Below are 22,066 nucleotides of genomic sequence, written 5' to 3'. Positions count from 1 at the left end.
CACTGAGTAGTTGTTCTGTATGTTTTCATCACCTGCTCCAAATTTATCATTGAGCAGGTATTTTCAAATAGGCAGATTAATGATGCGAGGTGTGGTTCGCTAGACGGTTACGTTATAGCCTGGCTCATCAAAGTCCACGTTACTTGCCCAAGCGCCTACAGACAGACCAGAGTCAAATCCCCAATCAATACCTGCTTGCAGAGCGGGATCGCCTGCTGTTTGCGAAACGCCACGGAAACGGTAGTCGTTAGTAAGACTAATTTCCCCTGTGACTTCTGCGTTAGCATTGCTAGATAGTAAGGATGTGGCTAGCGCTATTCCGATAAGTGGTACAAGCCGTTTTTTAGTTAGGTTCTTATACACGGTATTTCTCCCATTTTCTCTGTTGACTCGGAGGTGTTACTGGCGGCCATGATTATTCAATCGCGCTAGTACATCCGTTAGTTTGCCAAACAACAGCCTAGGAAAACCCATTGCTGTGACCTCATGGCGAGTTGTCGCTAAGATGACTTAGCTGTTTTACTGAGGTTAAAATCAGCCTCGTTTTTCTCACTTTTGTTCGAAAATGACGTAAACCTTACGGCACGATCCCACGACTTCCCAAATACCTTGAAAACCCGCGGGTATGATAAATCTGTCTCCTACCGTGAAAGTCTGTGATTGACCCTGAAGATCGGTAATAACACTTATCCCTTCGAGGATTTCGCAATACTCGTATTCAGTGTAGTTTATTTTCCAAGCACCTGATTCACTTTGCCAAATTCCACTGTGAAATTGATCACAAGGGCTAGAATAATGATTCTCTAACCCTTGGCTTGGATTCCCCGCTAGCAACTTTTCCGTTGGCAATTGATAGGTTTCGATGGGGGTTTGCGCCGTCGCAAAGCGAATAATGGTGTTAATACACACAGTCATTGGCAATTTCCTTATTAAGCTGAAATTCGGCTATTTAATCGTCTTCATCGTCGGCATTACAAACTTAGCTTGAGTCTGCTTTCCAACGGGCCTGCGGGCCGTAACTGTTTTACGCTTGGTATAAAATATACGCCGTTGTGGTCATGCATATGCTGTGACCCAAAGAGTGGGTACTTCCAACCGCCATCCAGCGGAACGCCATCAGAATTGGCAGATTCACATCAACAATACCGACCGAGGCGTGGTGGTAAAGCAACAATAGTTAATCTTTGATGACTCTGCTGCCTCGGGTGTTAAAGGTGAGAATCATCCAACGGCGTTAATCGCATCGCTTAGGCTGTTAACCATTTGGTTAATCTCGCGTTTATCGACAATTAGTGGCGGTGACATGGCAATGATATCGCCCGTGGCCCGCACTAAAGTGCCGTGGCGGAAACAGTGTTCAAATATCCCGTAGCCTCGTTTACCTACGCCTTGGGCGCTAGGGGTAAATTGAATCCCCGCCACTAATCCTGTGTTGCGAATATCAATCACATTCGGCAGCCCTTTGAGGTTGTGCACGGCGTCTTCGAAGTAGCGTTCAAGCTCAAGGCTGCGCTCGAATAATTGCTCATTCTCATAAATTGATAGGGTGGCGAGTGCGGCCGCCGCAGCAACCGGATGGCCGGAATAGGTGTAGCCGTGGAAAAACTCAATCAGTTCATTAGGGCCTTGCATGCAAGTGTCGTGGATAAAATCTTGCACAAACACCGCACCCATAGGGATAGCGCCATTATTGATGGCTTTAGCCGTGGTGATCATATCTGGGATAACGCCCCAACGTTGACTCGCAAAGGCAGCGCCAACGCGGCCAAAAGCGGTAATGACTTCATCAAAGATCAGTAGGATGCCGTGCTTTTTAGTGATTTCACGCAGACGTTTTAAGTAACCTTGGGGCGGCAATATCACCCCTGCAGAACCTGACATAGGTTCAACAATCACGGCGGCTATATTCTCGGCGCCATGCAGAGTCACTAGCTGTTCTAATACGTCGGCTTTTTCAGCGCCAAAGGGCGATAGTCCACGGGTAAATGCCGCATTTTCGATATCTAAGGTGTGGGGTAAGTGGTCAACACCTTGTAATAATTGGCCGCTAAATGCTCTGCGATTATTGCTTAATCCACCCACAGATATGCCGCCAAAGCCGACTCCGTGGTAGCCCATTTCGCGGCCGATAAAGCGAGTGCGCGAGGCTTGGCCGTTCGCCCTATGATAGCAAAGTGCCATCTTAAGCGCGGTATCGACGGATTCAGAACCTGAGTTAGTAAAGAAAACCTTATTCAATCCCTCAGGGCTTAACTCGGTTAAACGCTCGGCGAGTTCGAAGGCGATAGGATGACCCATTTGGAAGGAGGGCGCATAGTCCATCTGTTTAATTTGTTTGCTGACCGCTTCGCTGATTTCTTTGCGACCATGGCCTGCGTTACAACACCATAAACCTGCGGTGGCATCTAATACCTTATTGCCATCAATATCCGTGTAATACATGCCTTCGGCCTTGGCGAGCAACCGCGGGCTAGCTTTAAATTGGCGGTTGGCGGTAAAAGGCATCCAGAAATGTTCAAGTGAGGGATGATCAAGTGAGGAGTCGCTTGCACAATTGAGCGGCAAATCGGCCATAGTGTCTACCTTGTCCTGTATTTTCAGGTCTTGTTTTAGGGTGGTGAATATTTGCTATGCTATGTTAGAAATAATGAACATGGAAGATGCGTGTGCAGTTATTTGTGGCAAAAAAGCTACTTTTGTAAAAAATATTGAATTTTATTGCTCAAACAGCGTAATCTGAAGTCCGAATTATTACTGTGATGATGTTTAGCATTTGCGCTAAAGTCGCCGCAGATCACTATTTCTTGTCGATGAACGATAAACCACACCTATACGAATTATTAAGAGGTCATCATGAGCACACCGAAGAAACGCAGCGAATGGGAAAGTCTTGCTGCCAGCCTGTCTATTAATGGTAAGGCGTTTATCAATGGCGAATATCAAGATGCCGTATCGCGTAACACCTTTGACTGTATTAGTCCTATCGATGGCCGCTTGCTGGTCAAAGTGGCGAGTTGCGATCTTGCCGATGCCAATCTTGCGGTTGCCAATGGCCGCAGCGTATTCGAGTCCGGTGCTTGGTCGCAGCAGTCTCCAGTAAAACGCAAACAAGTAATGATACGTTTCGCCGAGTTACTGGAAGAAAATGCCAATGAACTCGCGCTGTTAGAAACCCTCGACATGGGTAAACCGATCCGTTTCTCCAAGGCTGTGGATGTAGTGGGCGCTGCCCGTGCGATTCGCTGGTCTGGCGAAGCGATTGATAAAATTTACGATGAACTTGCGCCAACGGCTCACAACGAAATAGGCATGATCACCCGTGAACCAGTCGGTGTAGTCGCTGCGATTGTGCCTTGGAATTTCCCTATGCTGATGGCGTGTTGGAAGCTAGGGCCTGCGCTTGCAACGGGTAACAGTGTGGTGTTAAAGCCCTCTGAAAAGTCACCCTTAACGGCTATCCGTATGGCCCAACTGGCCATCGAAGCGGGGATCCCCAAAGGCGTATTAAACGTGTTGCCAGGATTTGGTCATACTGTGGGTAAAGCTTTAGCACTGCATATGGATGTGGATACCTTGGTGTTCACGGGTTCCACCAAAATCGCAAAACAATTAATGATTTACGCCGGTGAATCAAACATGAAACGCGTGTGGTTAGAGGCGGGAGGCAAGAGCCCCAATATCGTCTTTAATGATGCACCAGATCTAAAAGCCGCTGCTGTTGCTGCCGCCGAAGCCATTGCCTTTAACCAAGGTGAAGTTTGCACCGCAGGCTCGCGTTTGCTGGTGGAATCCGGGGTGAAAGATGAGCTTATCGCGCTTATCGCAGAGGAGTTAGCATCATGGCATCCGGGGCATCCACTCGATCCCGCCACTGTGAGCGGCGCCGTTGTCGATAAACAACAGTTAGACACAGTACTCAGTTACATCAAAGCGGGTAAAGACGAAGGTGCAACCTTAGTCCACGGTGGCTGCCAAGTTATGGCCGACACGGGCGGTGTATATGTGCAGCCCACGGTATTCTCTAACGTAAACAATCAGATGAAAATTGCCAGCGAAGAGATCTTCGGCCCTGTGTTATCTGTCATTGAATTTAATGGCATGGAAGAGGCGATATCAATAGCCAACGATACCATCTACGGCTTAGCCGCTGGGGTGTGGACTTCGGATATCAGCAAGGCCCATAAAACCGCCAAAGCCCTACGCTCAGGCATGGTGTGGATCAACCATTACGATGGCGGCGACATGACTGCGCCGTTCGGAGGCTATAAACAGTCAGGTAATGGTCGAGATAAATCCCTGCATTCCTTCGATAAATACACTGAGCTGAAAGCAACTTGGATCGTGTTATAAGCACGCTTTTTATAAGTAGTCGATTTCGCTAAATGATAAAGCCTCTTTTCATATTGCATGGAACGAGGCTTTTTATTTTTAGGATGGCTTTACCTCAAAGCAAGACAGTTGAGTTACGTGCATTACGCATTAATAGTCATTGCTTCCCCAGTGACACGCCATAAACTCCTCCCTGAGGGCTCTACTAACACATCCATGTTTTAGAAGGTCACTGGTGCAACAATGCCAATCTTAACTACCCCTGACACTGTTCGTTTAACTAAAAAGCTATTGCCTAGAAACGAACTACAAACCATTGCCAATTGTATACATTTATCTAATCATAGGCATTTAGTTGAAATTTATTGACGTATAAAACAGTGGCCAAAATACCTATGCCACTAAACAACGTAGCTTAAAAGGATTAGGCAAGCATGGATGAAGTACTGACAAGAATCGCAGCGATACATCAGCAACACGCGCTAAAGTGTTATCTAGCAATCAAGTCGTTAAAAAATCAATTTATTTGGCCTGAAACCGACTGGATGAAAATCGAAAACTTAATTGCGTTAGAAGAGCCTAATATTGACTTAACGATCCTAAAGTCTGGCTCTACACCTTTTGAGCCAGTAGCACGCAGGCGCCACTGGACTTTAGCCCATGCTATCTATCCATACGCCTACTTCACGATGCAAGATTGGTTTCAAAAAAACGATGCTAACGAGATTTTTGCTTATTACATGGAGCAATGTGCAGAGCAAAACGAATACCTGACTCACAACGTATCAGTACTTATAGCGTTTAAACAAGCTTGGCCTCTTATTAACACTGAAAACCAAAGGCTTCGGTTCATTGAACGCTTCTGTGAGTTTGTTACTGCAACTTTTTACGGTAACAATCACCAGTCATACCCACTCCGTGAAGATTATATCAAACCAACAATTATTCATGCTCAAACAGTACTTGAAAGCGCGCTTAAACAGCCTGGTTTCTGGGGGCACAACCTTATCGCTTTAACGTCAATTTTACGGATAGAATACGAAATACCCGAAGCTCTCTTTAGACAATTGCTAGCCAACCTAGATGAACAGTGCCACTGGAAATTGGAAGATGATACAGATAAGCCGCAAATCAGTTTTACTGGCAACAATGAAATATCTAAACACAGCTTAGAGTCTGCCTGCTTTGAGCTTTTAACTGGAACGAATAGTAACTTACATCAAATAACACTGGCCGAATCAAATTGTTATCTATTTTCCTTGGAATGGGTTTCCCCAGCTCAAAAGTCACAACTGATAGACACGATTAAACACTTCTCAAGAATTTAGACCCCAAAAAAAAAATTTGGGACAGGTGTTGTATTTTTTAGGATTAATGCTGTTTTCTAAGCCACCCATTGTTAATTTGGTGATGCTCCTTGGTGAGTCACCCTATTATCGACTAGGCTTACCTACTGTAACCCAGCACAAGGAGTGTGATGATGCCACAGCCAAGGAGAACCCAAATCAGTTTGGAAGATACGCCGTTTTATCATTGCTGTAGTAGAGTAGTTAGACGTGCATATTTATGTGGTGAAGACCCTTTTTCAGGTAATAACTATGACCATAGACGCGAGTGGGTAGAGCAGCAATTGCTTAAACTGGCTCAGGTTTTTGCGATTGATGTTGCAGCTTATGCGGTGATGAGCAACCATCTGCATCTGGTACTGTGCGTGGACATTTACCAAGCCAATCAATGGAGTGATAGAGAAGTGCTTGAGCATTGGCATCAGGTGTTTAAAGGCTCTGAATTAACACAACAATTTGTCCAAGGGCAAGTTGTTGAAGCCCATGAAGTGGCTAACCTTAAACACCACATTGCCCTCTATCGCAGTCGCTTAAGTGATATATCTTGGTTTATGCGGGCCTTAAATGAACCTATCGCCCGTAAGGCAAATCAAGAGGATAACTGCACAGGACGCTTCTGGGAGGGACGTTTTAAATCCCAAGCCTTACTCGATGAGGCGGCAGTGCTCGCTTGTATGACCTATGTCGACCTCAACCCTATCCGCGCTCAACTGGCCACAACACCCGAAACTTCGGATTTCACCAGTATTCAACGGCGTATCCGTGCGGCATTTGCAAGTAAACAACCCGAAACATTACTGCCTTTTATCGGTAATGAGCGGGACAATATGCCTAGAGGGCTGCACTTTGATCCACAAGATTATCTGCAACTAGTTGACGATACAGGCAGAATTATTCGCGATGATAAACGTGGCAGTATCAGTACGAGCAGTGCTCGCTTACTGAGTCGCCTTAATATTCCTCCAGAGCATTGGCTTAAGCTCACTCACCATTTCGGGCAGCTATTTAAAGGCCCAGTAGGTACTTTGCAAGAACTCACTTACTACTGCGAACACCTTGAAAAGCGACGAAGGCACTATCGACACACCTGCCAGCACTTAATGGCAAGTTAACCCATCCAGAGATAATCCATCTGTAAGCTTGATTAATCCATCGCAGTGGAGAATATGCCTCGAACGTAATCGCCCCAATTCCAGTTAACTCTCGGCACATCAACAAAAAAACACCCCAAACCCCCCGAAAACGTGACTTTTCAACCTCAGTAAAAATCCGTTTGGTAAATGCGACTTAGGTGTTGTAGTTTATGTTTTATATCATGGGTGGCTTGGAAAATTTTCTTGGAAAATTTTAAAAACTGTTGGTTTTTGCTCCTGCGTCGCTAATTATAACCAGCTATTTTTCACCCATTATTTTAGCGTTGTTCCTAGGATGATATGAAAGAATTTAAAGTTAGTAGAATCAATACGAGGCTAGGTATATTTCGCTTGTCTGGGAAACTACTTCCTTCATCGCAGAACGTTAAAATTGAATATTCGTCGGCTGAATTCATGAGCACTGATGGTTGGTGTGAACTAGATTTAGAATCAGAGAATACTCAGACTATTTTAAGTCGCATACAATCTGAACTACTTGAACATCTATCATGAACTCCGCATTAGGTTTGGTCATCCGAAATGAAGATGATTTTGTGAAAAACTAAATTGCTTTTGTCCATTTTCGAAGTCAGTATGGCTGCCACATTTTTGCCTAAAATCGGCTTCGTTCACTTGTGAATACATGATTTTAGCGTGTAACTGCTGTAGCCTCGTGGAAATTTATTGTTTCTTGCTCTGATCTTTTAGGATGCAAGCTTCGAGCTTCTGCCATCTAAGGTTCTTCGTTATTTCCCCGTGACTTTTGCTGGGCAAATTGCGCGCCAGCAATGAGTTCACTTATTAGAGAGGGTGTTATGTGAACACACTTCAAAACCAAGTTATGCAGTCCACTTTCGTAAAATTATCTGTGTTCGCACTGTTAAGCTTTTTGGTCGGTTGTTCTTCGCTGCAGACGGGTAAAAATGGTAATTGGGAGGGCTTCACTGAGTCTGGTCAAGCTTCTTTTTATGGGAATAAACATCAAAATAAGAAGACGGCAAGTGGTGAGCTTTATCAACATAAATTAAAAACTGCAGCCCATAAAAAGATACCCTTTGGTTCAAATGTTAAGGTAACTAATGTTAAGAATGGTAAAAGTGTCATTGTAGAAATCAATGATAGAGGACCTTTCGTGCGTGGCCGCATTATTGATCTTTCAAAATCGGCTTTTAGCAGTATAGGCAATACGTCGTCTGGTTTAATTGACGTGAAAATTGAAGTCATTAAGTAGCGGTTAAGTACCTAAAATGATGGCAAGCGCCGTATCGCGGCTTAGATACTCGTAATTTAATGTTTTAGTGTCACAACACTGAGTTTACACCTTTAATGGGAACACCCAAGATCGCAATTTTTAAGCTGATATTTGGGCTTTATACTATTTGGTGAGAGACTAGCGCGAGTGTTTGATAACAGTAAAAGGACCCGCTATGGAATACCCGCTTGTCAGTACGCAGTGGCTCGAAGAACACCTGACCGATCTCAATTTGGTCTTGCTCGATGCCAGTATGGAAATCGTGATTGGTAAGGAACCCTTGATATACGATGAGCCTATTTGCATTGCGCGCTCACGTCGTTTTGATGTGGAGAATAAGTTTTGTGATAAGACTTCGACCCAAATTCATGCACTGCCGACCTTTGAGCAATTTATTCAAGGGATAGCGCAGCTTGGTATTGAGCCTGATAGTTCAATCGTAATCTATGATAATCAAGGCATTTATTCATCTCCTCGAGCATGGTGGATCTTTAAGGTGATGGGATTTCATCGTGTGTATGTGCTCGATGGTGGTTTACCCCAATGGATTGAAGAAGACCGTATTACCTCATCGCGTTACCAAGCCGAAGGCGTCGATTATGGCCCTACGGATATCAACAGTTTGTTGGCAGTGCTCGAATATCATCCTGATCGGGTGATGGATGCCCAAGCCGTGCTTACACGAATTGATGATGCCGATACTGCAATTCTCGATGCTCGTGGTGCGCCACGTTTTTTAGGCCAAATGAGTGAACCGCGCCCCGGTGTGCGCTCTGGGCATATTCCCCGCTCAGTCAATTTACCTTTTGCGCAAGTACTTGATGGTCATAAAATTAAAACGACCAGCGAGTTACAAACTCTTTATGGCGAGCTTGTTGGCGATAAGGCTACGCGGATATTCAGCTGTGGTTCTGGGATCACGGCTTGCATCTTGATCTTAGCCTCGGTCGCAGCAGGACATAAAAATCCTATCCTCTATGACGGTTCTTGGGCGGATTGGGGCAGTCGAACCGATCTGCCAATCGAGTGCTAGTCGTTTAAGTTAACAATATTCGACTTTGCGTACTTTGGTAAATCGTTAAGGAGATCCCTTTGATTGGTAGATTAATTGATAAGTTAGTTTTTGGGTTTATTCTAGTGCTTGCACTACAATTGCCACAACTTGCTGATCATTATCAGCAATTTTTGTCAGGATTCTACGAATCAACTCGTTGGCAGGTAGAAGGTTACGAAGCGACGGCTAAGGAATACCAATATGCTGATGCCAACGAAATGATTGCCCGTCATCAACAAAATGAAGAGCCCAGTGTACGTGCCGATGCAGAGCAAAAGCTAATGACACTTGCTGTTTATGAAGAGTTAAAACAGGGTGTTACGATTTTTGATTCGGGTAATTTATTTGAGAAAACTGCTTATATGTTTACTCCGAGCCGCTTTGATTATCTAGAGAAAACCCTAAGTAACTTTAAACCGGGCATTCCCTTGACGGCGAGCGGTATTGGTTTTGGCGTCGTGGTTGCTGTAGTGATCCATTATTTGGGCTCTATCCCCTTTCTACTTTGGGCAAGGCGTAGAAGGCGGCTTAAAACATATCCTTAAACCTGTGGTACAGCATGCCTGCTGCGAGCATAGGTGAGCGGAATGTTGGGCCGCCGGGAAAGGTCATGTGCTTGATTTTAGCGAACACATCGAAATGTCCCGCCTGCTGGCAAATCGCTTCTGCAATCAGTTTTGCCGCCATATGGGTGGCATTCACGCCGTGTCCTGCATAGGCTTGGGCATAGAAAATATTGCTAGCATCGGGCAGGCGACCAATTTGAGGCATACGATTGGCGCCGATACCTATCATCCCGCCCCATTCATAATCGATACGCACGCCTTTTAATTGTGGGAAGACCTTCTCAAGATTCGGTCTAAGTGCTGCTTCAATATCCTTAGGATCTTTACCCGAATAGGTGCACAGACCGCCAAACAGCAGGCGACGGTCTGAGGATAAGTGAAAGTAATCTAAGGCAATGCGCATATCCGCAAAGGCCATATTTTGCGGGATAATACTTATACATTGTGCTGCGGTTAAGGGTTCTGTCGCCAGTAAATAACTGCCTGCTGGTAATACTTTGCCACCAATAAAGCCATTGAGTTTGTGGCCAATGTAAGCATTGCCCGCGAGCACTAAATACTGGCAAGTGACCTCACCCTTGGCAGTAATGACTTTTGGTTTAGCGCCTTTTATGATTTTTTCGGCGGCGCTGTATTCAAATAGTTGGGCACCGAGATTGCGGGCGACGCGAGCTTCACCCAGGGCAAGATTAAGAGGGTGCAGATGGCCGCTGCCCATATCGACCAGCGCGCCTTGATAAAAATCTGAGCCTATCACTTCACCCTGTTGCGGCTTAGTTAGCAGCTTGATGTCTTGCTGGTATCCCATGGCTTTAAGTGCACTATATTCTTCTTCAAGCTCACTCATATGCCGAGGTTTAATCGCTAAGTCGCAGTAGCCCATTTTCAGATCGCAATCGATTTGGTGTTCTTGGATGCGATTTCGCACAATTTCAACAGCTTCAAAGCCCATTTGTTGAATGGCTCGAACACCTTCAGTGCCAATCTCATTTTGAAATTGCGCAGGATCATGACCTATGCCGCGAATAAGTTCGCCACCATTACGCCCCGATGCGCCCCAGCCGATGCGCTTAGCTTCCAGTAACACGACACTCAAGCCGCGTTGTGCTAATTCAATAGCGGTATTGATACCGCTAAAGCCGCCGCCCACTATGCATACATCGGCACTGATACTGCCTTCGAGTTGTGGATGGGCGTAAATTTCTTTAGCAGTATCAACATAATAAGAGTGGGGATACTGTTCACTGTGGACTGGAGGTTTGCATGCCATGATGGCTCCAAAAATTGTTTTTATTGTAAATTGGACTTGTCTCAGTATACTCATCACACTTTTTAGATATTCGGAAAAGTGTTCGTTTTATTTAACACGCTTTTTCTATAGAATACAATTAAAGCGTTAATTCAAGCGCTTTTGGGGTGTGAATGCATTTGGGATGATGTTTATCCTGAACAACCTGTTCGTCATCTATCGGGGGTTGCCCGAACCTTTTGGGGGATGTGAAATTTGGATATTGGTACCAGTCTTAAAACTGTTCGAAAAATGAAAGGCTTGTCTCAGCGAGAGTTAGCTAAACGTGCTGGGGTGACAAACAGTACCATTTCAATGATCGAAAAAAACAGTGTTAGTCCGTCTGTCAGTTCTTTAAAAAAAGTATTGTCGGGCATTCCTATGTCGTTAGTGGATTTTTTCTCAATTGAAGCCTCATCAGAGTGTGAACAAAAAGTCGTATATCGATCCGACGAGATGCTTGATATAGGTACAGGGCCACTGGAGTTTAAGTTAATTGGCCGTGATTTTCCCAATAGAGCCATGTCAGTGATGAGCGAAACTTATCCTCCGGGTTCTGATACGGGTGAAGAGATGTTAAAACACGAAGGTGAAGAAGCCGCTATGGTTATCGAAGGGAAATTCGAGCTTACCGTAGGGGATGAAGTGTATATCTTGGAAGCGGGCGATAGCTATTATTTCAACAGTGAGTTGCCCCATAGATTCCGCAATCCCTTCGATGAACCTTGTCGACTGGTTAGCGCAACGACACCTGCAAACTTCTAATTTTTCTTATTTTGTTGCGCTACTCTATTCGCCATTTAGAGTGGCGATCTTCTCTTCATTGTGATTGTTTACCTTTTAACCACTATCTAGCAGCGTTATCCTTTAGAAATCCCTTCCCTGTGTAAATAATATTAGTCAAATTAGCATCTAGACATGTAGTTGATGCTCGGTAGTTATGCTGGTATTCGTCTTTAATTACAGCTGATTAATAGATAATTATTGATAAATGGTAGCGATTAATCGTAGCTAACATAATGTTATTTATAACAAATAAAGACAGTCCGATTAGAGTAGTTAACAAATGGATAACCTCTTGCCTAGATTTAAATTTCGGTGTACTGTGTGAAAAAATGAACATTTAAAGTTAAAGTGTTCGATATGCTAGTAAAATGAGACCCTAAGGTGAGTTATGTCTGCAGAGTTGCCCCTCATTGGTGTTATCGCGTGTAATCAAGAATTGGACTCACATCCCTTTAATATTGTTGGTGAAAAATATCTGCTAGGTGTTGTTGATGGTGCAAAAGGCTGGCCGTTGGTGATCCCATCACTCGGCACTAATTTGCCCATTGATGTGATCTTAGCCCGGCTTGATGGCATTTTGTTTACGGGTTCCCCTTCCAATGTTGAGCCACACCATTATGCTGGCCAACCGAGTGAGACTGGTACTCACCATGATCCAAAGCGTGACGCCACCACCTTGCCGCTGATCCATGCCGCTATTGCCGCAGGTGTACCAGTACTAGGAATATGTCGTGGTTTTCAAGAAATGAATGTGGCTTTTGGTGGCAGTTTGCATCAAAAGTTATATGAAGTTGCTGGTTTTATTGAACATAGAGAAAATGAAAGCGCCTCTTTAGAGGTGCAATATGGGCCCTCACACAGTATTACTGTTGAGCCTGGGGGGGTCATTTACGAGGCTTGGGGCCGTAATTCTGCAGAGGTTAACTCTGTTCATACTCAAGGCGTGGAGCGTTTGGGTGTTGGGTTGCGGCCAGAAGCTTATGCTCCAGATGGATTAGTGGAGGCTTTCTCCGTGATCGATACCAAAGAATTTGCCCTTGGTGTGCAATGGCACCCAGAGTGGAAGGTGGCCGAAAATCCATTTTATCTCTCAATTTTCAATGCGTTTGGTGATGCATGCCGGCGTAGGGCTACAACTCGAGTGAAATAATAATGAATAAGCTAATTGCTTTCTTAAAAGAACGAAAAATCACAGAAGTCGAATGTGTTATCAGTGATATGACTGGCATCGCTCGCGGCAAGATCGCACCCGTCGATAAGTTTCTCGATGAGAAAGGCATGCGCTTACCCGAAAGCGTATTGTTACAAACCGTGACTGGCGACTTTGTCAATGACGAGGTTTACTACAGGTTACTCGACGATGCGGATATTGATTTCGTCTGTGTTCCCGATGAAAACGCTGTGTTTATGTTGCCTTGGACAATCGAAGCAACGGCTCAGGTTATTCACGATTGCTACGACAGAATGGGTAATCCCATCGAGCTTTCACCACGTAACGTGTTGAAAAAAGTGTTATCTCTCTACGCTGAACAGGGCTGGGAACCAGTGATTGCGCCCGAAATGGAGTTCTATTTAACCCGTCGCAGTGATGACCACGATTTACCCCTTAAGCCACCTATTGGCCGCTCAGGCAGACCGGAAGCCGGTCGCCAGTCTTTCTCTATCGATGCGGCTAATGAATACGATCCCTTATTCGAAGATATGTACGATTGGTGTGAAATCCAAGGTTTAGATATCGATACCTTGATCCACGAAGATGGGCCTGCACAAATGGAGATTAACTTCAGCCACGGCAATCCATTATCGCTAGCCGATCAAGTATTTATCTTTAAACGTACCCTGCGTGAAGCGGCATTAAAGCATGATGTTTGCGCTACTTTTATGGCTAAGCCCGTCACTGATGAGCCTGGCAGTGCAATGCATATTCACCAAAGTGTGATCAATAAAGAAACGGGTAAGAATATTTTCACCAATGAAGATGGTACTCAAAGTGCATTATTCTTGAGTTATATCGCGGGATTACAAAAATTTATTCCTGAGCTATTGCCTCTGATGGCACCTAATGCCAATTCGTTTCGCCGCTTTTTGCCTGGCACATCAGCACCAGTAAACTTGGAGTGGGGGGTTGAAAACCGCACCTGTGGTCTACGCATACCTGAATCATCACCACAAAACCGCCGTATCGAAAATCGTATTCCGGGGGCGGATGCTAACTGCTATCTAGCCATTGCGGCCAGTTTACTCTGTGGTTATATCGGTATGGTAGAAAAGCTCAAACCGTCAACGCCAGTTCAAGGTAAGTCAAATGAAAGTCGAAGCAACAACCCACATTGCTTACCTTTGACCTTGGAAGAAGCGTTAGCGGCAATGGAAGGGAGTGAGGCTTGTAAGGAGTATTTAGGTGAATCCTTCACCACAGGGTTTGTGGCCGTGAAGCAAGCTGAACTTGAAAACTTCCGCCGAGTTGTCAGTTCGTGGGAACGGGAATTCCTGCTTTTAAGTGTTTAACCTATGTGGGTTTAGTATACAAATTGGCCCCAGTTTTTGCATAATTCTGTATGCGGATAAATGGGATCGCCAAATTAAATAGAAAAATTCTGCACCATAGTGGTGATTTTGCTTTACTTTGGTGCAGAGGTTTTTTGAATAAAATATCTTCAACTAATCTTACTAAGCTTAAAGGGAAATCCGATAAGCCATTCAGTAAGACTTTCAATGGAATGATTTTTTCAGTTAAGCGTTAGCCTGAGTAACTGTACAAAATTCATTTCAGCTAACTGATTGTTAGTAAGATAAAAAAAGGTTTTACTTCGATAGTCAGTATGGTTGTTTTAGGGACTTGAGGCATTTGTCTTTATGTTGCAATATGTAGCGGATTTTTCATATCTAGTCTGTTTTTATGATTGATAATGCAATCTAAAAAATAAGTAGATTTGGCATGAAATCTGATAACGAACATAATTGCAGTCACCTCAAACAGAAGTCATGATTATGGTGCTGTGAAGACTGCCGATGCGGTTTTTAAGGTGTAGCATTGGTCGAGAATAACAACAATAACCGAGCTGTTGGTCGGTGACACAATTTCAGGATTGATATAGGCAATTCTGCTACCCGAGAAAGGAGAAAGCATGAAGCTATTTAACAAGATGACCACCTTGGCTTTAGTGACCACTGGCGTTCTAGCGAGTGTTACTGTACAGGCTGAGGAAGTGGTTCGCGTGTATAACTGGTCTGATTATATCGCGGAAGATACCTTAGAAAACTTCAAGAAAGAAACAGGCATTCGGGTTATTTACGATGTGTTTGATAGTAACGAAGTGCTAGAAGCTAAGTTATTGTCTGGCCGCAGCGGTTATGACATTGTCGTCCCTTCTAATCACTTTTTAGCGAAGCAAATCAAAGCGGGTGCTTTTAAACCATTAGATCGTTCTAAATTGAGCAACTTTAAAAATCTTAATGCAGAACACATGAAACAGCTTGAAAAGGCCGATCCGGGTAACCAGTATGCCGTTCCCTATTTATGGGGCACCAATGGCATTGGTTACAATATCGACAAAGTGAAAGCCGCGGTAGGTGAAGATGCCCCATTTGATTCTATGGAGCTGATCTTTAACCCGAAATATGCCGAAAAAATATCTAAGTGTGGCTTTGCTATGTTGGATTCTGCCGACGATATGGTGCCACAGGCTATGATTTATCTAGGTTTAGATCCCAACAGCACTAAAGCTGAAGATTATGAAAAAGCAGGCGAATTGCTGGAAAAAATCCGACCTTTTGTGACCTACTTCCACTCATCTCGTTATATCTCTGACCTCGCCAATGGGGATATCTGTGTTGCTTTTGGTTTCTCGGGCGACGTATTCCAAGCGGCAGCACGTGCCGATGAAGCCGGTAACGGCAATAAAATTGGTTACTCCATTCCAAAAGAGGGTGCAAATCTTTGGTTTGATATGTTAGCTATCCCTGCAGATGCTCAAAATATTGAAAATGCCCACAAGTTTATAAACTATTTATTACGTCCAGAAGTGATTGCCCCTATCTCTAACTATGTGGCTTACGCCAACCCGAACGATCCTGCTCAACCTTTGGTTGATGAAGCCGTCCGTACCGATCCTGCGATTTATCCATCTAAAGAAGTGTTAGACAAATTGTATATCGGTGAAGTCCGTCCTTTAAAAATCCAACGGGTATTAACCCGCGTTTGGACCAAAGTGAAATCGGGTAAATAATCGATTTTGGGGGCAAGCCTAGCTTGCCCCTTCTTTGGTTTACAAATTTGAAAAGGGAAATCCCCTTCAAAACTGGGCTTGGATGGGCAAACAGATTTTGCCTCTATCATTCATTTATTGCGTAAATCCCAAGGCTTGAACGCGAGGCGTATCGGTATTTGGGTGGAGAAGTACTATGGCAATCACCTCGGGCGTCACCAATAAACCCACAACAAAGACGCAAGAACATGTACTGCTCAAGATTGATCGGGTCAGTAAATTATTCGACGATGTACGTGCAGTTGATGATGTGTCGTTGACGATCAATAAAGGTGAAATTTTTGCCTTACTTGGTGGTTCTGGGTCGGGAAAATCGACTTTACTGCGTATGCTTGCGGGTTTTGAAAAGCCGACTTCGGGTCGCATTTATCTTGATGGTGAAGATATCACCGACTTACCACCCTACGAGCGCCCTATTAATATGATGTTCCAATCCTATGCTTTGTTTCCGCATATGACGGTGGCGCAAAATATTGCCTTCGGCTTGAAGCAAGACAAGTTACCTAAAGCCGAGATTGAGCAGCGGGTGCAAGATATGCTCAAACTTGTGCACATGGAACAATACGGTAAGCGTAAGCCTCACCAGTTGTCCGGTGGTCAGCAACAACGTGTAGCACTGGCTCGATCTTTGGCAAAACGCCCTAAGCTATTGTTGCTCGATGAACCTATGGGCGCATTGGACAAAAAACTACGAACCCAAATGCAGCTTGAAGTGGTTGAAATCCTTGAACGTGTTGGAGTGACCTGTGTAATGGTGACCCATGATCAGGAAGAAGCCATGACTATGGCTGGCCGTATTTCGATTATGAGTGATGGCTGGATTGCTCAAACTGGCTCGCCAATGGACATTTACGAAAGCCCTAACAGTCGTATGATTGCCGAGTTTATTGGTTCAGTGAATTTGTTTGGTGGTGAAATTGAAGTGGATGAAGTTGACCACTTAATCATTAAACCCAATGAACTAGCTCAATCTTTTTATGTGGGTTATGGGGTTACGACTAACGTTGAAGACAAGCATGTATGGTTAGCGGTGCGCCCTGAAAAGACCATCATTAGCCGTGAACAACCTGAAGGAGAATATAACTGGGCGAAGGGTGTTGTGCATGATATTGCTTATTTAGGTGGTATTTCAGTGTATTACATACGCTTAGAGAATGGTCAAATCGTTCAATGCAGTATGACTAACCGTGAACGCCGTGCCGATCATGCCACTTGGGATGACGAAGTGTTCATCAGTTGGGAGGACACCAGTGGCGTGGTGTTGAGATCATGAACTTACTCTCTAGATTTAAATGGCCTAACGGACGTATCTGGACCATAGGATTACCCTATGCATGGTTGCTGTTATTTTTTGCCTTACCTTTTGCGATTGTGCTCAAGATCAGTTTTTCGACAGCCGCGATTGCAATTCCGCCCTATGAGCCGACATTTCAGTATGTCGATGATGTCTTAAGTATTTTTTTACATCTAGGTAACTATTTGATGTTGCTTGATGATTCGCTGTATTACTCCGCGTATCTCAGCTCATTGAAAATGGCATTTATTTCTACCTTAGGCTGCTTGATTATTGGTTATCCAATGGCCTATGCCATCGCCCGCGCGCCTGCGCGTTTGCAGACAGTACTACTGTTATTGGTCATGTTGCCATCATGGACCTCGTTCTTAATCCGCGTTTATGCTTGGATGGGACTACTCAGCAATACTGGAATTATTAATAATGCGCTTATATGGTTAGGTGTCATTTCTGAGCCATTACAAATTTTAAATACCAATATTGCAGTCTATATTGGCATTATCTACGCCTACTTACCCTTTATGATCCTGCCGTTATACGCCACCCTAGTGAAACTGGATATGAGTTTAATTGAGGCCGCGTCCGACCTAGGTTCTAGCCGGATAAATACCTTTTGGAAAATCACTTTCCCACTATCGAAAAGTGGTGTGATTGCTGGGTCAATGCTGGTGTTTATTCCCGCTGTTGGTGAGTTTGTGATCCCAGAGTTACTCGGTGGTCCGGATTCATTAATGATAGGTAAAGTGTTATGGCAAGAATTCTTTAATAACCGTGATTGGCCTGTGGCTTCATCACTGGCGATTGTGATGTTGGCACTCTTGATTATTCCTATTACCTTATTCCATCGCTACCAGGCGCGTAGCTTGGAGAAAGACCTATGAAAAAGCTAAGTTTTTCTTCTGTGATGCTGTGGTTCGGACTGATTTTTTTGTACGCACCTATGCTGATCCTTGTAATTTATTCATTCAACGACTCTAAGTTAGTGACGGTTTGGGGGGGATTTTCCCCTAAATGGTATGGTGAATTATTTCAAGATCAACAGATTTTAGATGCAGTATGGACCAGTCTACGAATTGCGTTTTATAGCTCAACCATGGCGGTGATTATTGGCACTATGGCGGCATTTGTGATGACGCGCTTTAAGCGTTCATGGGCAAAGCTGACCCTGTCGAACATGATCACCGCGCCGTTGGTTATGCCTGAGGTGATTACAGGTTTGTCTTTGCTTTTACTGTTTGTGCATATGGCAGATTTATTGGGCTGGCCTAGGGAGCGCGGCATGGTGACGGTGTGGATTGCACACTCCACCTTTTGCGCCGCCTACGTGGCTGTGGTGGTGTCATCAAGATTACGTGAGCTAGATATGTCAATTGAAGAGGCGGCGATGGACTTAGGCGCAACACCGCTCAAGACTTTTTTTCTTATCACCGTACCTATGATTTCACCTGCACTAATGGCGGGTTGGTTGTTGTCTTTCAGTTTATCCTTAGATGACTTAGTGATCGCAAGCTTTGCCTCAGGCCCAGGTGCTACTACCTTGCCTATGGTGGTGTTCTCCTCGGTACGTTTAGGGGTATCACCTAAGATCAATGCCTTAGCAACGCTGATTATCCTTTGTGTGTCTTTAATTGCCTTCCTATCCTGGTATATGGCAAGACGGGCTGAAAAGCGTGATCGTGCACCGATGAATTAGCTCTCTCAAATAGCAGCGGTTTGGGTCACAGAACCGCTGCTGTGTTGCTCGATATGATTCAAGATATTCTTCTAGGCTTACACCTCCCTGCACAATCTCTAAATTTGAAGTTCGAGTAGCAAAATACTTGTGTGTTTGATATATCAAACGAAATGTAAATTATTGCATTTCTCTGGCTAGTGTTTCGTTTTATGAAGGTGTAGGATGTGATGGCTGTTTAAAATAATGAACATTAGAATTCAAGGGAACAACATGTCTGCCATAGCTCACGCGGGATCATATTATGCGGCATCGGCCAACGATAAGGTTGAACGTCCGCGTCTACAGGAATCGATTGAAGCCGATGTTTGTGTGATTGGTGCAGGTTATACGGGCCTTTCTGCCGCGCTGCATTTATTAGAATCTGGCTTTAGTGTGGTGGTATTAGAAGCCGCTCGTATCGGCTGGGGTGCCTCGGGCCGTAATGGCGGACAAATCGTCAATAGTTATAGTCGTGACATTGATATTATTGAAAAAACAGTCGGTAAAGAACAAGGTAAACTCTTTGGCCAAATGGCCTTTGAGGGCGGTCAAATCATCCGCGATCGTATCGCTAAATATAATATTCAATGCGATCTAAAAGATGGCGGCGTGTTCGCTGCGATAAACGAAAAGCAAATGGGCCATTTGCGCCATCAAAAGCAACTGTGGGAAAGCCACGGCCATGTAAATCAGCTCGAACTCCTCGATGCCAACGGCATTCGCGGTGTGGTAAATTCTGAGCGCTATGTTGGTGGACTACTGGATAAAAGCGGCGGCCATATTCATCCGCTTAATTTAGCCCTAGGCGAAGCGCGGGCGGTTGAATCCCTCGGCGGTAAGATTTTTGAAGATTCGGCCGTGCTGCGTGTCGATGAGGGTGATAGCCCAGTTGTGCATACGGCGCAGGGCAGTGTGAAAGCCAAGTTTGTGGTGGTGGCGGGTAACGCCTATTTAGGTAAGTTAATGCCGGAGCTGCAGGCGAAATCTATGCCCTGCGGCACGCAAGTGATCACCACTGAGCCCTTGAGTGAAGATCTCGCCGCGAGTCTATTACCACAGGATTACTGCGTCGAAGACTGTAATTATCTGCTCGACTATTTCCGTTTGTCTGGTGACAAGCGAATGATTTACGGCGGTGGTGTGGTGTATGGCGCCCGCGATCCGGCGGATATTAAGTCGATCATTATTCCCAATATGCTCAAAACCTTCCCACAATTAAAGGATGTGAAGATCGATTATGCATGGACAGGTAACTTCCTACTGACGTTATCGCGCCTGCCACAGGTCGGTCGTATCGGTAAAAATATCTATTATTCACAGGGTTGTAGTGGCCATGGTGTGACTTATACCCATCTGGCGGGCAAGCTACTGGCCGAAATGCTCAACGGCCAAGCCACGCGCTTCGACGCCTTTGCGTCACTGCCACATTATCCTTTCCCCGGTGGTCACGCACTTCGCGTCCCTTTTAGTGCTATCGGAGCTTGGTATTACACGTTAAGAGACAAACTAGGTCTCTAACATCATCACTTTTAAGAAGCTAGGTAGCTTCACAATACGAGGAAATCCTTGTGCAATTAAATGATCCGAGTTTGCTACGTCAACAGTCTTTTATTAATGGTCAATGGTGTGATGCCGTTTCTGGTGACACGCTAAAAGTGGTTAATCCCGCAACCAATGCCGTGATTGGTTACGTTCCTAATATGGGACAAGTTGAAACTGAGATGGCGATTAAGGCGGCAGAAGCGGCTTTACCTGCATGGCGAGCGCTCACAGCCAAAGAGCGCGGCGCTAAGTTAAGGCGTTGGTTTGAATTACTCAATGAAAACAGTGATGACTTAGCATTGCTCATGACGACTGAGCAGGGTAAACCGCTGGCTGAAGCCAAGGGTGAAGTAACCTATGCTGCCTCGTTTATCGAGTGGTTTGCCGAAGAAGCTAAACGTATTTATGGCGATACCATTCCTGGGCATCAAGCGGATAAGCGCTTGATGGTAATTAAGCAGCCTGTCGGTGTAACCGCCGCGATAACGCCGTGGAACTTTCCTGCCGCGATGATCACCCGCAAAGCCGCTCCCGCGTTAGCTGCGGGTTGCACTATGGTGGTAAAACCGGCACACCAAACACCATTTACCGCATTAGCGATGGCTGAACTCGCTAAGCGTGCCGGTATTCCTGCGGGCGTATTTAGTGTGTTAACGGGTGATGCGGTGCAGATTGGTAATGAAATGTGTGCTAATCCCATAGTGCGTAAATTATCCTTCACGGGCTCAACCAATATCGGTATTAAATTAATGGCGCAATGTGCGCCTACCTTAAAAAAACTGTCGTTAGAGCTTGGCGGCAATGCACCATTTATCGTGTTTAACGATGCCAATATCGATGCCGCCGTCGAAGGTGCCATGATAGCTAAGTACCGTAATGCCGGCCAAACCTGTGTCTGCGCTAACCGCATTTATGTGCAAGACGGGGTATACGACGAGTTCGCCTTAAAACTCAGCACTGCTGTGGGCAAGCTTAAGGTTGGAGAGGGCATTAATGAGGGCGTCACCACTGGTCCGCTGATCAATGCTGCTGCGGTCGAAAAAGTGCAGAGTCACCTGATTGATGCCATTGCGAAGGGCGCCTCAGTGCTCGCGGGTGGCAAAGTCCACGACCTTGGCGGTAATTTCTTCGAGCCAACCGTGCTCACCAATGTCGATAAAAGTATGCGTGTTGCCCGCGAAGAGACCTTCGGTCCACTCGCACCGCTGTTTAAATTTAGCGATGTCGACGATGTGATTAAACAAGCCAACGATACTGAATTTGGCCTCGCCGCCTATTTCTATGGCCGCGATATTTCACTGGTGTGGAAAGTCGCCGAAGCCTTGGAGTACGGTATGGTAGGGGTCAACACTGGCTTGATTTCGACCGAAGTCGCGCCCTTTGGTGGGATGAAATCCTCAGGGCTTGGCCGCGAAGGCTCTAAGTTCGGTATCGAAGAATATCTAGAAATCAAATACATCTGTATGTCCGTTTAATACGGTCCGATTTGGCGTG

The 22,066-nt window shown here is 45.1% G+C and carries 19 protein-coding genes and 1 pseudogene; 15 read left to right on the top strand and 5 right to left on the bottom strand.

What is annotated here, in order from left to right:
- Positions 1-111 precede the first annotated feature (111 nt).
- The 3 genes and pseudogenes from L2744_RS13530 to aptA all read right to left on the bottom strand — a co-directional run.
- Positions 112-363, bottom strand: a pseudogene (locus L2744_RS13530) (TorF family putative porin); the annotation flags it as partial.
- Between the two features lie 186 nt (positions 364-549).
- Positions 550-915, bottom strand: a complete 366-nt coding sequence (locus L2744_RS13525) for a cupin domain-containing protein (RefSeq protein WP_248992398.1) — start codon at positions 913-915, stop codon at positions 550-552.
- 306 nt (positions 916-1,221) lie between these two features.
- A complete protein-coding gene (gene aptA, locus L2744_RS13520; protein WP_248992397.1) occupies positions 1,222-2,574 on the bottom strand; it encodes an omega-aminotransferase AptA in 1,353 nt (450 codons plus the stop codon).
- A 279-nt stretch (positions 2,575-2,853) separates the two neighbouring features.
- Between aptA and L2744_RS13515 the strand changes: the two genes are divergently transcribed.
- From L2744_RS13515 to L2744_RS13490, 6 genes are all read left to right on the top strand, one after another.
- A complete protein-coding gene (locus tag L2744_RS13515; RefSeq protein WP_248992396.1) occupies positions 2,854-4,350 on the top strand; it encodes an aldehyde dehydrogenase in 1,497 nt (498 codons plus the stop codon).
- Positions 4,351-4,763: 413 nt separating this feature from the next.
- The gene (locus L2744_RS13510) at positions 4,764-5,657 is read left to right on the top strand and encodes a hypothetical protein (protein WP_248992395.1); all 894 of its coding nucleotides are present in this window, start codon (positions 4,764-4,766) and stop codon (positions 5,655-5,657) included.
- Positions 5,658-5,809: 152 nt separating this feature from the next.
- A complete protein-coding gene (locus L2744_RS13505) occupies positions 5,810-6,787 on the top strand; it encodes a transposase (RefSeq protein WP_248992401.1) in 978 nt (325 codons plus the stop codon).
- An 838-nt stretch (positions 6,788-7,625) separates the two neighbouring features.
- The gene (locus L2744_RS13500) at positions 7,626-8,039 is read left to right on the top strand and encodes a septal ring lytic transglycosylase RlpA family protein (RefSeq protein WP_248992394.1); all 414 of its coding nucleotides are present in this window, start codon (positions 7,626-7,628) and stop codon (positions 8,037-8,039) included.
- A 196-nt stretch (positions 8,040-8,235) separates the two neighbouring features.
- Positions 8,236-9,093 carry a sulfurtransferase gene (locus L2744_RS13495; protein ID WP_248992393.1) on the top strand — a complete coding sequence of 286 codons (858 nt, stop codon included), beginning with the start codon at positions 8,236-8,238 and terminating at the stop codon, positions 9,091-9,093.
- Between the two features lie 59 nt (positions 9,094-9,152).
- Positions 9,153-9,659 (top strand): DUF2937 family protein, encoded by a 507-nt coding sequence (locus L2744_RS13490; protein ID WP_248992392.1) that lies wholly within the window; start codon positions 9,153-9,155, stop codon positions 9,657-9,659.
- Here the strand turns inward: L2744_RS13490 and L2744_RS13485 are convergent.
- On the bottom strand, positions 9,643-10,950 hold the full coding sequence (locus tag L2744_RS13485) for an NAD(P)/FAD-dependent oxidoreductase (protein WP_248992391.1): 1,308 nt from the start codon (positions 10,948-10,950) through the stop codon (positions 9,643-9,645). The two genes, L2744_RS13490 and L2744_RS13485, sit on opposite strands and share 17 nt — an antisense overlap.
- Positions 10,951-11,184: 234 nt before the next feature.
- Between L2744_RS13485 and L2744_RS13480 the strand changes: the two genes are divergently transcribed.
- The 3 genes from L2744_RS13480 to L2744_RS13470 all read left to right on the top strand — a co-directional run bounded on the left by L2744_RS13480 (position 11,185) and on the right by L2744_RS13470 (position 14,262).
- Positions 11,185-11,733, top strand: a complete 549-nt coding sequence (locus L2744_RS13480; RefSeq protein ID WP_248992390.1) for a cupin domain-containing protein — start codon at positions 11,185-11,187, stop codon at positions 11,731-11,733.
- 409 nt (positions 11,734-12,142) lie between these two features.
- Positions 12,143-12,904, top strand: coding sequence for a gamma-glutamyl-gamma-aminobutyrate hydrolase family protein (locus L2744_RS13475; protein ID WP_248992389.1), 762 nt, complete (start codon positions 12,143-12,145; stop codon positions 12,902-12,904).
- Positions 12,905-12,906: 2 nt separating this feature from the next.
- Positions 12,907-14,262: a glutamine synthetase family protein gene (locus tag L2744_RS13470; protein ID WP_248992388.1), complete on the top strand. Its 1,356-nt coding sequence runs from the start codon at positions 12,907-12,909 to the stop codon at positions 14,260-14,262.
- 481 nt (positions 14,263-14,743) lie between these two features.
- Here L2744_RS13470 and L2744_RS13465 read toward each other — a convergent pair whose 3' ends face one another.
- Complete coding sequence (locus tag L2744_RS13465) at positions 14,744-14,899, bottom strand: hypothetical protein (RefSeq protein ID WP_248992387.1); 156 nt, start codon at positions 14,897-14,899, stop codon at positions 14,744-14,746.
- Between L2744_RS13465 and L2744_RS13460 the strand changes: the two genes are divergently transcribed.
- The 6 genes from L2744_RS13460 to gabD all read left to right on the top strand — a co-directional run bounded on the left by L2744_RS13460 (position 14,883) and on the right by gabD (position 22,047).
- Positions 14,883-15,983 carry a polyamine ABC transporter substrate-binding protein gene (locus L2744_RS13460; RefSeq protein WP_248992386.1) on the top strand — a complete coding sequence of 367 codons (1,101 nt, stop codon included), beginning with the start codon at positions 14,883-14,885 and terminating at the stop codon, positions 15,981-15,983. The two genes, L2744_RS13465 and L2744_RS13460, sit on opposite strands and share 17 nt — an antisense overlap.
- A gap of 175 nt (positions 15,984-16,158) precedes the next feature.
- Entirely contained in the window at positions 16,159-17,295 is a 1,137-nt protein-coding gene (potA, locus tag L2744_RS13455) for a polyamine ABC transporter ATP-binding protein (protein ID WP_248992385.1), read from the top strand.
- Positions 17,292-18,197 carry an ABC transporter permease subunit gene (locus tag L2744_RS13450; protein ID WP_248992384.1) on the top strand — a complete coding sequence of 302 codons (906 nt, stop codon included), beginning with the start codon at positions 17,292-17,294 and terminating at the stop codon, positions 18,195-18,197. Before potA ends, L2744_RS13450 begins: the two co-directional genes overlap by 4 nt.
- Positions 18,194-19,009 carry an ABC transporter permease subunit gene (locus tag L2744_RS13445; protein WP_248992383.1) on the top strand — a complete coding sequence of 272 codons (816 nt, stop codon included), beginning with the start codon at positions 18,194-18,196 and terminating at the stop codon, positions 19,007-19,009. Before L2744_RS13450 ends, L2744_RS13445 begins: the two co-directional genes overlap by 4 nt.
- A 252-nt stretch (positions 19,010-19,261) precedes the next feature.
- On the top strand, positions 19,262-20,548 hold the full coding sequence (locus tag L2744_RS13440) for an NAD(P)/FAD-dependent oxidoreductase (RefSeq protein WP_248992382.1): 1,287 nt from the start codon (positions 19,262-19,264) through the stop codon (positions 20,546-20,548).
- Between the two features lie 50 nt (positions 20,549-20,598).
- Positions 20,599-22,047: an NADP-dependent succinate-semialdehyde dehydrogenase gene (gabD, locus tag L2744_RS13435; protein WP_248992381.1), complete on the top strand. Its 1,449-nt coding sequence runs from the start codon at positions 20,599-20,601 to the stop codon at positions 22,045-22,047.
- The last annotated feature ends 19 nt before the right edge of the window (positions 22,048-22,066 follow it).

Origin of the sequence: Shewanella profunda (assembly GCF_023283765.1) — a bacterium.
In the GTDB taxonomy this organism is placed as follows: Bacteria; Pseudomonadota; Gammaproteobacteria; order Enterobacterales; family Shewanellaceae; genus Shewanella; species Shewanella profunda.
The sequence above is the reverse complement of the archived record's forward strand: the minus strand, read 5'-3'. Positions and strand labels throughout refer to the sequence as shown.